Below are 12582 nucleotides of genomic sequence, written 5' to 3' on the forward strand. Positions count from 1 at the left end.
TTATCTTTGCTGATCTCGGCGCTTGTGCACGACCGCCACATCGTCGCTGTAGACGCGCTGCCACTGCGGCAGCCGGTCGAGCATTGCGACCGCCGGCGTGCTCGGAGCGAGCAGCGTCGCGCCGATGCTGTAGTCATCGAGCAGCTTGAGAAAGTCTCCGAGGTCGATCAGCGCCAGCGCGCGGTTGTAGCGGTCGATGAACGGCCCGCCGTACAATTCGCCGCGGCCGTCGATGAAAGTGGGAATGCCGGCAAAGATCAGATAGCCGCCGAAACCATAGTCGTTGAGCACGGGTCCCGCCTTGGCGAGGCCGGCCTCCGCGACGGCGGCCTGGGGCGTGATGGACGGAGCCGGCCTGACTTCGCGCGCCAGGGCCACGGCGCTGATCACGATCAGCGCGCCGAGCCCGGCCAGCTTCAAGCCACGCGCGGGAGCCGCCGCATCGTCTGCGGCCGGTCCGCCGAAACTCCGCCCCAGCGGGGCCGCCAGATAGAGCGGCGCAAGCATGGCGAGCAGATCCGCATTGCGCATCTGCGCCAGCGCGAAATGGAGCAAGCCGATCAGCACCAACGCCCGCACCACCGGCAGCGTGACGCCGCGCGTGAGCGCGAAGATGCCGGCCAGCAGCAGCAGTTCGAAACCGCCTATGCGACCGAAATCCTGCGGTCGCCATTCCGAGATCCAGGCCAGCGCCGGACCGAGGCCGAGTGTCGTCAGCGGCATCAAGAGCGGTTCAGGGCCGTGCGGCGTCAGGCAGGACGCCGCCAGGGCAAGTGCAGAGAATGGCAGCCATCGCAGCAGCACGCGCGGCCATTCGCTTCGCGGCTCACGCAGCAGCGCCTCGAGCACCGCCGGGCCGATCAGCCCAAGAGCCAGCACCACGCTGCCGTGCAGATTGGTCCACAACACCAGCAGCGGCAGCGCCCAGTATGGCGGAGGCGTGCCGCGATCCATGCAACGAACCAGCGCGGCCGCCCAAATCACCATCAGCGGCAACACGAGGACATGCGGCCGCGCCAGCATGTGCGGGGCCACCAGAATGACTGCTGCGATCACCATGAGCAGGGTGAGGCTTGGCGGAAGCGAGCGCAGCAGGAAAAACGTGAGCAGGGCGAAGGCGAGCGCTATCGCGGCGGCCGCGATCGCGACGACGCCAGGCCAGCCGGCAAGCGCGTAGACAGCGGCATAAATGACTTGGGACAACCATTCGAAGGGGACCCAGGGCGCGCCATGCTTCGAAAACGAAAAGGGGTCGTTCGCCGGCAGGGAGCCATGCGCGATGATCCAGCGCCCGACCTCGATGTGAGAATAGCTGTCGGGATCACCGAGCAGCCGCGGCCCGGCCACCAGCAACACGGCATAGAGGCCGAGCCCCACCGCCCAGGGGAGCGCTGCACGTGCCGGAAACGGTTGAACCGCGCTGTGGGCGACCTGATCAGTCATGGCGGGCCAAGTTAGGCCGCAAGCGTTAAGTTCTTCTTAGTGTTTCCCGCGTTCGCGAAAGCGCGCTACCCGAACAGATCGATCAGGAGCAATGCGGCGCTTGTGAACAACCCCGCAATCGGCACCCAGATCGGTACGACGAACACGCCGGCAGGAGGTGCCGCTTCCTTCGCCTTGATCCGAAGAAGGGCCAGGTTGACCAGAACGAAAATCCCAAGCGTCAGGCGCGAGGTCCATTCGGCCAGTCCGGTCAAGGGAACGCCGAGAGCGAGGATCAGGATGGCGCCGACTCCGAACAGAGTTGCGACCACCGGCGCGCCCGTTCTGGCGTTCACCCGGGCGAGCAGGGCCGGAAGGCTGCCCTGGTCCGCAAGCCCGTACAGCACGCGTCCGATCATGAGCATGTGAACGATGATTCCGTTGACTGTCGCAATGATCGCGACGGCGCTCAGGACCCAGAGAGGAAGACCGGTCAACCGCTGGAACACCAGGGCAAGCGGGGCGGAGGAGCGCGCGAGCTCGGCCGGGGGCACCGCAACCACGGCGACCCAGACCACAACCATGTAGAGCAGCGCCGTCACGCCGAGGGTGATCAGCAGCGCCCAGGGCAAGGTCCGGGACGGATTCTTCATTTCCTCGGAGATGTTCACCAGGTGCTCGAACCCGATGAACGCAAACACGGCAAGCAGCGTCGTCTGCGCGATGCCGGCCCAGGCCGCTTCATCGCCGATGGGGACCCACAATTCGGGCAGCCGCGAGATCAGGGCGTCGCCCTGAACCAGCCCGGCCCCGACGATGAGGACCAATCCTCCGATCTCCACCACCGTCATCAGCCCGGCGAAGCTGATGGACTGAACCGCGGACAGGCAGGCGATCGCACCCATCGCGAGCACGACGCCCGCGATGATCCAGCCGGAAGGTAGCGGCAGGAATACACTGATGTAGCCAGCACTCCCGACCGTGATGGTCGCGCCGGAGATCGTCGCCGCGGCAACGACGAGCAGCCCTGTGGCGCCGGAGAGCCACTTGCGATGGAATGCGGCCTGGACATAGGCAGCCTCGCTTGCCGCAACCGGCAGGCGCGTGCCGAGCTCGGCGAAGGTGCCGGCCGTCATGCCCATCACGATCGCCGCGCCTAGGAACGCCAGAGGCGCGTGCATTCCGCTCCGCGCGGCGGCCGCTCCCACCAGGACGTAGATGCCGGCGCCGATGGTCACGCCGAGCCCGTACAGCACCGCGTGCGTGAGCGTGAGCGATCTGATTAGCTTCGTTGAACCGTCCGGCGTTTTCCTGATACCAGGCTGCTGATTGGCAGCTATTCCCACCTCCTGCATGGCCTGGGATCAATGAGAGAACAGGATCGGGATCGGCGGCTTGGACAGCAGCGCCCTGGTCGCGCCGCCGAGCACGAATTCCCGCCACCTCGGCGTTCCGTACGCGCCCATCACGAGAACGTCGATGCCGTGGGAGAGCACGTGGGCTCCGAGGATCTCGCCAATCGGCTTGCCGCCGGCATCGATCTTGTCGAGCACGACCTCGACACCGTGACGAGCCAGATTCTTCGCCAGTTCTTCGGCGGAGTGTTTCGAATCGAGGGCTTTTTCATTGGTAACGGTCACGACGCGCACGGTTTTCGCCGCTTCGAGCAAAGGAAGCGCGTCGGAAACCGCGCGCGCAGCTGTGCGGCTGAAGTCCCAGGCCACGCAAACGGCATCAAGCCGGAATGGATGCGAGCGCGGAGCAGTGGGGAGGATCAGCGTCGGCCTGCCGGATTCGAAGATCACCTCCTCGGCATAGCCGAGATCATGGGATTCCGGCACCGCCATGATCGTGAGATCGCGAAGCCTCGCATAGTCGACCAGCAGTGCCGCCTCGCCCGCGGTTGCACATTGCTCGAAGATGATCTCGTGCCGAATGCCGGATTTCGCGGCCGAGGTTTCGAATGCCGCCAGCAGCGCTTTCGCGTTGTCGCGGCTCTTGGCAGCCTCGCGGGCAACGAGCGCGGGAATGTCCAGGATGGCATCCCCGAGCAGGCTCCCGCGCACTTCGGCATGAACCTCGCAGGAGATGGCTGCGAGATGCGCATCCAGAACGGCGGCTATCTCAACCGCGCCGTCGATCACCGAAACCGGCGTCGGTTGCGGATAGCTCGTCAGGGTCAACAGTACATCCTTGAAGGCCATGGCTCCCTCCTTTGAGGAGTGGGAGCCTAGCGCGATCGAGGTCCACTCTCTTGACCGACCGCAAGCCATTCAGGCGGAATGGCTGTGGCAAAACGGCCTAGGCACGAAGGCAATCGCAAAGGACTGCTCCGCTCCACCCAGCGCTTCGACAGGAGGCGCCAGCAGAAAGCCAGCTCGCGATGACGAGCTTCAGGCAGAAAAAACGCGGCGTTTCCGCCGCGTCTTTCGATTCCATCTGCTGCCAAAATTAAGCCTGCGGCTGCGGCTCCAGGCCGGGATCGGGCCGCGGGCGCGGCTTGCCGGCCGGAGGCACGGCGGAGGCGCGCGGCGTAGTCGGCTCCAGCACGGACTCGCGGTTCGGCTTCTTGCCGTTCAACAAATCGATGATCTCGTCGCCGCTCAGCGTCTCGAACTCGAGCAGGCCCTTGGCCAAGGTTTCGAGATCCTGCCGCTTCTCGGTGAGGATACGCTTGGCTTCGTTGTAGCCCTCTTCAACGAAGCGGCGGATCTCGGTGTCGATCTTCTGGACCGTGGCTTCCGACGCATTCTGGGTGCGCGATACCGACATGCCGAGGAACACCTCGTCCTGGTTTTCGCCGTAGGACACGGTGCCGAGTTCGTCCGACAGACCCCAGCGTGTGACCATCATGCGCGCCAGTCGCGTCGCCTGATCGATGTCGGAAGAGGCGCCGGACGTCACCTTCTCCTTGCCGAAGATCAGTTCTTCCGCGACGCGACCGCCCATCATGATGGCGAGGCGCGAAGTCATCTGCTCCAGCGACATCGACAGCTTGTCGCGTTCTGGCAGCTGCATGACCATGCCAAGCGCACGGCCGCGCGGAATGATCGTCGCCTTGTGGATCGGATCGGTGGCGACGACGTTGAGGCCGACGATGGCGTGGCCACCCTCGTGATAGGCCGTCAAGAGCTTCTCTTCCTCGGTCATGACGAGCGATTTGCGCTCGGCGCCCATCATCACCTTGTCCTTGGCCTCCTCGAACTCGGCCTGCGTCACCATTCGCTTGTTGCGGCGGGCGGCGGTCAGAGCGGCTTCGTTGACGAGATTCATCAGGTCGGCGCCGGAGAAGCCCGGAGTGCCGCGCGCGATGGTCTTGAGGTTGATATCGGGCGCCAGCGGCACCTTGCGGACGTGCACCTTCAGGATCTGCTCGCGGCCGACGACGTCGGGGTTCGGTACCACGACCTGGCGGTCGAAGCGGCCCGGACGCAACAGCGCGGGATCGAGCACGTCGGGACGGTTGGTCGCCGCGATCAGGATCACGCCCTCGTTGGCCTCGAAGCCGTCCATCTCGACCAGCAGCTGGTTCAGCGTCTGCTCGCGCTCGTCATTGCCGCCGCCGAGGCCGGCGCCACGGTGACGACCGACCGCGTCGATTTCGTCGATGAAGATGATGCAGGGCGCATTCTTCTTGGCCTGCTCGAACATGTCGCGGACGCGGGACGCGCCGACGCCGACGAACATTTCGACGAAGTCGGAGCCGGAAATGGTGAAGAACGGCACGTTGGCTTCACCCGCGACCGCACGCGCGATCAGGGTCTTGCCGGTACCGGGAGGACCGACCAGCAGCACGCCGCGCGGAATGCGGCCGCCGAGGCGCTGGAATTTGCCGGGATCGCGCAGGAATTCGACGATCTCCTGCAGGTCCTGCTTGGCCTCATCCACGCCGGCGACGTCCTCGAAGGTGACGCGGCCATGCGCTTCCGTCAGCATCTTGGCGCGCGACTTGCCGAAGCCCATCGCCTTGCCGGCGCCGCCCTGCATCTGCCGCGACAGGAAGATCCAGACGCCGATCAGCGCGATGAAGGGCAGCCAGGAGACCAGCAGCGAGACGAACCAAGGCACGTTGTCGCCCGGCGGCTTCGCGGTGATCTGGACCTTGCTGTCATAGAGGCGCTTCACCAGCGTCGGATCGTTCGGCGCATAGGTCTGGAAGCTCGAGCCGTTGGTGAAGGTGCCGTGGATATCGGGCCCCTGGATCACGACGTCGCGCACATTGCCGCGGTCAACCTCGCTCAGCAGCTGCGAGAACGCGATGTCCTGCGAGGAGGCCCGCTGACCCGGATTCTGGAAGAGCGTGAACAACGCCAACAGCAGCAAAACTATGATGACCCAGAGGGCGAAATTGCGCAAATTGGCGTTCATCGATCTTCCTTCGTGGTCGCGCGGATCGCGACCCTGATCCTTGGGCAGTGGCTTTGGTCAATGCGAGGAAATCCCAAGGAATCCTCATCGTTAGACGGATACAATTTAGGTGCCGCCCCCGTCGCTGCCAAGGGAACGAGATGGGACTATTTATCCCATCTTAGCGCGATTCCCGCTGAAATAATGGCGTTCGATCGGGGGTTTTTCCGGCCTGGTTAAGGTGGCCTGACGCCGCCGGGGCAGATTGGCCGGTGTCATGATGCGCCCGATGTCGTGCTCATCTTCCGGTGCTCCGCCGGGCCGGTGCCGGCGCAATGTGGATACGCCCGCCCGCGAGGCTGATCAAGGCTCCCGCGAGGGTCTGCTTCAGCACTGGCCGGTCGGTGGCGCGCCTGCGAACGCTTGCAGCGATCGCCTGGTCCAACGCGGACAGCAAGGCTTCGACCTTGCCGAGTTCCGCCGGCCCTTCATGTCCGAGCGCGTTGACGGCCCGCAGCAGCAGCCGCAGCCGGACCTCCTCCGGCAGGGCGGCAAATGCCGCCGCCTCGAAGCTCCGGACGCCCGCCTGCGGCGCATCGCCGCGATCCCGCAAGCGGAGAAAGCGCTCTGCGCCGTCCGCGAGCACCTCGACCGCCGCATTGGCCCGCGCCAACCTTGCCGCAAGCCGAGCCAGATTTCTGCTGTCGCCGCCCTCGGCCGCCAGAAGCGGCAGCAGCGCGCGCAGCCGCGGCCGGGTGAAGGCGGTATCCCGGTTGGTGGGGTCCTCGGCAAAGCCGATCCCGGCCCGCCTCAAGGTCGCGATCAGCTGCGATTTGGGAACATCGAGCAAGGGACGCGCCAGGACTAGTCCGTCGCGCTCGCTGAGGGGCGCCATGGCCGACAGTCCGGCAAGGCCGCTGCCGCGCAAGAGGCGCATCAACAGGGTCTCGGCTTGGTCGTCGCGGGTGTGGGCCGTCAGCACATGGCCCGCGCCAGCGGTCCGCGCGGCCCCTGCGAGCAGACGGTACCGGGCCTCGCGCGCAGCGGCAGGCAGCCCGGTCTTCGGCTTTGCGCCGCGCCAGCGCAGGGTCCGGTGCGGCAGGCCGAGCTCGGCGGCGAGTTGCCTGACCTCGCGCGCCTCGCGGGCCGCTTCCGGGCGCAGGCCGTGATCGACGGTGACGACGGTGAGTTGCGGGCCGCGCGCCAGGCCGCGCCGCCAGCGCGCCGCAAGCCACATCAGCGCGACCGAGTCGGGCCCGCCCGAGACCGCGAGCACCAAGGCCGGCTCAGCTTTGAAGCGCGCGAACAGGCGCCTCGCCTCCAGTGCCGAGATCGGTGAATTGTCGTCGTCTGACATGACGAGGCCCTGACAGTCGCCGGCGGATGCTCGCAAGGTTTAGCGCAGCACGTTCCGACTTGTCATGCCTCTGGACGTCAGCACTTCACCCGCTTCTGCTCGCGATCGACGGCGGCTTTGACGCCGGCGGACGCGCGCGGATATTTGCGGCCGATCTCGCCGAAGGCGGCGCAGGCCGCCTCCTTCTCCTTGAGCGCGGCGAGCGACTGGCCGAGCCGCAGCAGCGCATCCGGCGCCTTGGCCGATTTCTCGTATTTGGTGGTGACGCCGAGGAAGGCTTCGGCGGAATCGCGATATTGCTGGCGCTGGAAGTAGCTCTCGCCGAGCCAGTATTGCGCGTCTCCGACCAGGGGGTCGCTCGGGAATTTCTGCGCAAAGTTCTTCATGGTCTGCTCGGCGAGCGCATAGTCCTTGCGCTGCATGTAGCCGATGCCGAGGTCGAACTCGTCGCGCGGCGTCGCCGAGGGCGGCAGCGTCGTGAGGCCGGCGCCGCCCGATGGCGCCGGATAGCCCGGCTGGGCCGATGGATAGGCCGGCTGTGCAGCCGGCGGCACACCCTGCTGGTAGCGGGGGTTGGCAGTGGCGAGATCGAGCGGCTCGCCGGCGCTGCGCCCGCCCGGTGCCCCGCTCGGAGCTCCTGCCGGCATCGGCTGTTGCCCGCCGCCCAGCGCGCGCGGCGCACCAGGCGCATTCGGATTCTGGTTCGGATCGAAGGCATCGCCGCGGCGGCGCGAGCCGGGTGCGCCGGGCGCCGGCTGCTCCTGAACGATCGGCGCGGGCGAGGCGATCTGCGGCTGTTCGTAATTCGGCTGCACCGCCTGCTGTTGCGTCCCCTGGCGATAGCCGGGTGCGACCTGAGCTGGTGCGGTTTGCGCGGGCGGCATCGCCGCGACGCTGGGCGCCTGTCCGGGCGCGGCCTGCGCACCGCCCTCAAGCGCCCGCAGCCGCTCCTCGAGCTGGCGGTTACGGTATTGCAGCTCCTCGTTCTGGCCGGTGAGCTGGCGCAGCCGATTCTCCAGCCGCTCGATCCGCATCTCCGCATCGGCGTCATCCGACTGAGCGAAGATCGATTGCGCAGTTGCGGGCGCGCACAAGGAGAGCAGCGCGGCGGTCGCCACGGTGCCGGTAAAGAGCTTAAATCTGGATGACATTTTGCCCTGACGAGGAAACCGAAATGGCCTGCGACGGAACATTCGACGCGCCACAGATCGAGGTGGAGTACGCCAAAAATGTGACTGGCACCAAGGGTTTTAAGTCACAGAATGCTGAAACGAAACCGGCGCCCGAAAGGGCGCCGGCATAATCTGTTTCTGAAGATGAACGCCGCCTGACCGATCCTCAGGAGCTCGCGTTCAGCACGGTCACGGCACGACGGTTCTGCGACCAGCAGGAGATGTCGTTACAGACGGCCACCGGCCGCTCCTTGCCGTAGGAGATCGTGCGCATGCGGTTCGGATCGATGCCGCGCGAGGCAAGGAACGAACGCACCGACTGCGCACGGCGGGCGCCGAGCGCGATGTTGTATTCGCGGGTGCCGCGCTCGTCGGCATGGCCTTCGATGGTAAAGCTGTAGCGCGGATAGCTCTGAAGCCACTGCGCCTGCTTCTCCAAGGTCACGATCGCCTGCGGGGTCAGATCGGTCTGGTCGCTTTCGAAGAACACGCGGTCGCCGACGTTGACGACGAAGTCCTGCTGGCTGCCCGGCGTCGCCGCATTGGCCATCGCATCCGTCGCGGCATTTTTGTTGGCGCAGGCGCCCATCGACAGTGCGACGGCGAGCACCGCGGCCAGCTTCAATCCCTGGAGGATACGCATAGGATGTCTCATTCCGGAGCCTCCACGCTCACGTTAGTCCACTGCTGTCCGGTCTACAGGGGGTTGGTTAAGCGAACGTTCCGTCAACCTTGACGGAACCTTGCCGCAGCCGGTCAAATGCCCCCAACCAGCGAAAAGCAACCGGCATGGTTAATGGGTTGTAAATGTGGCGTGAGGGTGAAGGCAAGCAGGGATAATGGCTAAAAGGCAGGCTTCGCCTGGTCTTTTGGCCCCGCGGCATCGCCCGTCGCCGTCGCGGCCGGAACGGTGACTGATCCGGGCCGCACGATCAATTGACCGGTAAACTTCAGACTTGCGCGGCGGCGCTCCCGACCAGCACCGGCCGGGAGGCAGGCTTGCGCTGAACGCCGCGCTCGAACAGCATCCGCCGCTCGAACGCGTTCGAGCGCATGATGGGAAAGCGTGTCAGCACCTTTTCCCGGAGCTGCCGGAAATCGGACGCCATCAACGACGTCTTCATCGTATGCCACCCCGGAAAAGCGCGCGGTTCGGCCAGGGGCTCATGCAGGAAGACGCGGCGATAGAACGGCTGGTGATCCGGGCGCACCATCGCGAGGCCGGTATCGGCGTTGAAATACTCGCAAGCCAGATAGGCCAGCCTCAGGGTCAGATACGGAAGCTCCGGAAGTCCCTTGGCCTTTTCGGGGTCCGCCGCAAGCCGTGCGGGGTCGACGAACACCTCGCCGCGATCGAGACGTCGATGGAGAACATCGCCATACAATTCGGTTGAATAGGACAGGCGGCATTCCGGCGTCAGGACGTGAATCCGCAGCGAACTGCATAGCTCACCGTCGACATAGACCCCGAAGATCCAGACGTTCGGCGCGTCGTCATAGACATCGCAAACACGCCGGGTCTCTGACGGCAAAATCAATCCGCCGTTCAGATAGGCCTTGTAGCGCAGAAGGTAGACTGGATCCCTTTCCTCGGGCGTCTCGAGCAGCCGGTAGTCGATGCGGTCGAACAACGCTGCCCCGCGCACCAGCGACGGACCGCGTGGCTCGGCATGAGACGACATCCTGTACTCCCAAACTCTCGATCAACTTCCACGAGTGGACAAAGATTAATGGGTTCTTAACAAGATTGCAAAGCTTTAGCGGGGTTAGGGTTAACCTTTGCGGCCCGCAAAATCACGGGTGCGATCGCTGCATCGATCGCGTGCGATCGGGTGCCGTGCCGTCAGCAGAGTCAGCGGGAGGAGACCACGATCAACTGCTCTTGCATGCGGCTGCCATGCGAAGCGTTGAGCAATTGTCGGACCCGCACCGCCGGGACCGGGCGGCTGAACAGGTAGCCTTGGCCTTCCGTGACGGTGCCGTCGGCGCTGATGAGCTCGAGTTGCTCACTGGTCTCGATGCCCTCGACCACCACCGACATGCCGAGGTCGGCGGACAGCCGCGCGACGCCCCGCAGCAGCGTCAAAGGCCGGTCGCTATCGATGCCTTCGAGGAAGGACCGGTCGATCTTCACCTTCTGCATCGGGAAATTGTGCAGATAGCTGAGGCTGGAATAGCCCGTGCCGAAATCGTCGAGCGAGATGCGCACGCCGAGCGCGTGCAATTGCGACAGGATATCGTGCGTGAGCTGGGTGTTACGCAGCAGCGAGGATTCCGTGATCTCGATCTCGAGCCGATGCGCCGGCAGGCCCGACACTTCGAGAGCGTAGCGGATTTCGCTCAGCACGTCGCGCTGGTGGAATTGCTGCGGCGAGAAGTTGACGGCGACGCTGACTCCGTCCGGCCACTTCATGCATTCCAGGCAGGCGCGGCGCAGGATCCATCGGCCGAGATCGACGATCAGGCCCATGTCCTCGGCGACCGGGATGATGTCGACCGGCGAGACAGTGCCGCGGACCGGATGGTTCCAGCGCAGCAGCGCCTCGCAGGTGCTGATCTTGCCCGTCTTCAGATTGACCAGGGGCTGGTAGAACAGCTCGAATTCCTCGTTCGCGAGCGCCTTGCGCAGGTCGAGTTCGAGGATGCGGCGCGCCTCGACGGTTGCCGCCATCTCGTCTCGGAAGAAGCAATAGGTGCCGCGGCCGTCGGCCTTGGCGCGATAGAGCGCCATGTCGGCGTTCTTCAGGAGCGTGTCGGCACTGACGCCCTCAGGGGAGGTCAGCGCGATGCCGACGCTGGCGCCGATCTCGACCAGATGATTGTCGATCCGGTAGCGTTCGCTCAAGCGCTCGACGATACGGCGCGCCAGCGCGGCGGCATCCTCTGGCGCCGTGATGTTCTGCTGGAAGACCACAAACTCGTCGCCGCCGAAGCGCGCGACGAAATCCTCGGGTCGCAGCATTTCGCGCAGGCGATTGGCGACGGCGCAGAGCAGCTGGTCGCCGCAGGGATGGCCGAGCGTGTCGTTGACCTGCTTGAACTGGTCGAGATCGATGAACAGCAGCGCCGACAGACGCTCGGCATGATGGGAGGCCGCCAACAGACATTCGATCTCGTCGCGGAAGTGGACCCGGTTGGGCAGCGCCGTCAATTCGTCGTACCGGGCCAGATGGGTGATCTTGGCCTCGGCATTGCGCCGCTCGGTAATGTCTTCAAGCAGCAACACTGCGCCTCCGTCCGCCATCGGCTGGACGGTCCAGGACAAGGCACGGTTTCGCCCCGAGGGATCGATGGTGACGATCTCCTTCGCTTGCGAAGACTCTAACCCGGCGATGATCATCTCGCCGCTCGAAGCCGATATCGAGCCCGCGCTGATGCATGCAGCCACGACGTCACGCGCGCTGGCGCCACTGCGAACGAGATCCTCGGGCAGGTCTAGCATCTCGCCAAACCGATGATTCATCACGGCAAGCTGCCTGTCGACGCGGAACATGCACAAGCCGTGCGGCATGTTGTTCAGCGCGGTATCGAACTGGCCAGCGAGGGCTGCTTCGCGTTCGCGGGCCACGACGGCCCGCATGAATATCCTGTGCAGATTGGCGGAAAGCTGCATCACCGCCAGCAGGAACGCGGCGCTCACAAAGGCCATGGCGATGTAGTAAGGCGTGCCACGCACCGCCAAGGCGATCACGGCGGGACCGAACTGAAGCACGGCCTGTTGATGAAATATCGACGGGCGTCCGTAGGCCCTGCCCGCTCCTCCCGCCAGGATTCCCGTGGTCACGGACAGGGCGATGAGGTGGACGACGGGATCATCGTTGCTCAGCAGTGCTGTCGAGCACCACGTTCCGATCGCGGCGGCCTGGATCAGCGCCCCGCGCCGATAGCGCTTCTGCCACTTGTCGGCTTCTTCGGCAGTGAGAGCCGACTTGTGAGGGCTGAAGCGCCGGATATCGAAAACCCGGATCGCGCCCGCGACCACAAGAAACAGCACGCAGGCCCAAAGTAATGTTTGCCCGGTCTTCAGCGCGGTCAGGCTTGCCCCAAACGCAACGAAGACGATGCCCGCGAGCAACGGGCCGGACGCTTCGAACAGGGAATCGATCAGCGCCGCCGAAACCTTCGGCGCGGCCTGTCCTTGATCGGGTTCTCCGCTCTGGCTTGCGAGCTGCATCTGGGTTTGTACGCGCGTCCTGTTTGGCGCGTAGTTTTACCCAGCCGAGATGAAGCCTTTCTGAGGGAACATTGTTAAAGTCGAGTTGTTTTCGCCAACAGCAAGCCTGT

The 12582-nt window shown here is 65.0% G+C and carries 9 protein-coding genes; all 9 read right to left on the reverse strand.

Annotation, left to right across the window (positions count from 1 at the left end; translation table 11 throughout):
• The 9 genes from AC3WLX_RS16565 to AC3WLX_RS16605 all read right to left on the reverse strand — a co-directional run bounded on the left by AC3WLX_RS16565 (window position 1) and on the right by AC3WLX_RS16605 (window position 12472).
• Window positions 1-1443 (reverse strand): hypothetical protein, encoded by a 1443-nt coding sequence (locus AC3WLX_RS16565; RefSeq protein ID WP_492336747.1) that lies wholly within the window; start codon window positions 1441-1443, stop codon window positions 1-3.
• Window positions 1444-1508: 65 nt separating this feature from the next.
• Window positions 1509-2777, reverse strand: coding sequence for an APC family permease (locus AC3WLX_RS16570; RefSeq protein ID WP_492336748.1), 1269 nt, complete (start codon window positions 2775-2777; stop codon window positions 1509-1511).
• A 9-nt stretch (window positions 2778-2786) separates the two neighbouring features.
• Complete coding sequence (locus AC3WLX_RS16575) at window positions 2787-3626, reverse strand: universal stress protein (protein WP_492336749.1); 840 nt, start codon at window positions 3624-3626, stop codon at window positions 2787-2789.
• A gap of 247 nt (window positions 3627-3873) precedes the next feature.
• On the reverse strand, window positions 3874-5790 hold the full coding sequence (gene ftsH / locus AC3WLX_RS16580; protein WP_492336750.1) for an ATP-dependent zinc metalloprotease FtsH: 1917 nt from the start codon (window positions 5788-5790) through the stop codon (window positions 3874-3876).
• 277 nt (window positions 5791-6067) lie between these two features.
• Entirely contained in the window at window positions 6068-7126 is a 1059-nt protein-coding gene (gene tilS, locus AC3WLX_RS16585; RefSeq protein ID WP_492336751.1) for a tRNA lysidine(34) synthetase TilS, read from the reverse strand.
• Between the two features lie 77 nt (window positions 7127-7203).
• Window positions 7204-8277 (reverse strand): tol-pal system protein YbgF, encoded by a 1074-nt coding sequence (ybgF, locus tag AC3WLX_RS16590; RefSeq protein WP_492336752.1) that lies wholly within the window; start codon window positions 8275-8277, stop codon window positions 7204-7206.
• Between the two features lie 187 nt (window positions 8278-8464).
• On the reverse strand, window positions 8465-8953 hold the full coding sequence (pal, locus tag AC3WLX_RS16595) for a peptidoglycan-associated lipoprotein Pal (protein ID WP_291621339.1): 489 nt from the start codon (window positions 8951-8953) through the stop codon (window positions 8465-8467).
• Between the two features lie 295 nt (window positions 8954-9248).
• Complete coding sequence (locus AC3WLX_RS16600; RefSeq protein WP_492336753.1) at window positions 9249-9980, reverse strand: N-acyl amino acid synthase FeeM domain-containing protein; 732 nt, start codon at window positions 9978-9980, stop codon at window positions 9249-9251.
• 170 nt (window positions 9981-10150) lie between these two features.
• On the reverse strand, window positions 10151-12472 hold the full coding sequence (locus tag AC3WLX_RS16605) for a putative bifunctional diguanylate cyclase/phosphodiesterase (RefSeq protein ID WP_291621341.1): 2322 nt from the start codon (window positions 12470-12472) through the stop codon (window positions 10151-10153).
• Window positions 12473-12582: the final 110 nt, after the last annotated feature.

This window comes from Bradyrhizobium sp. FW305-F6 (genome assembly GCF_058782905.1).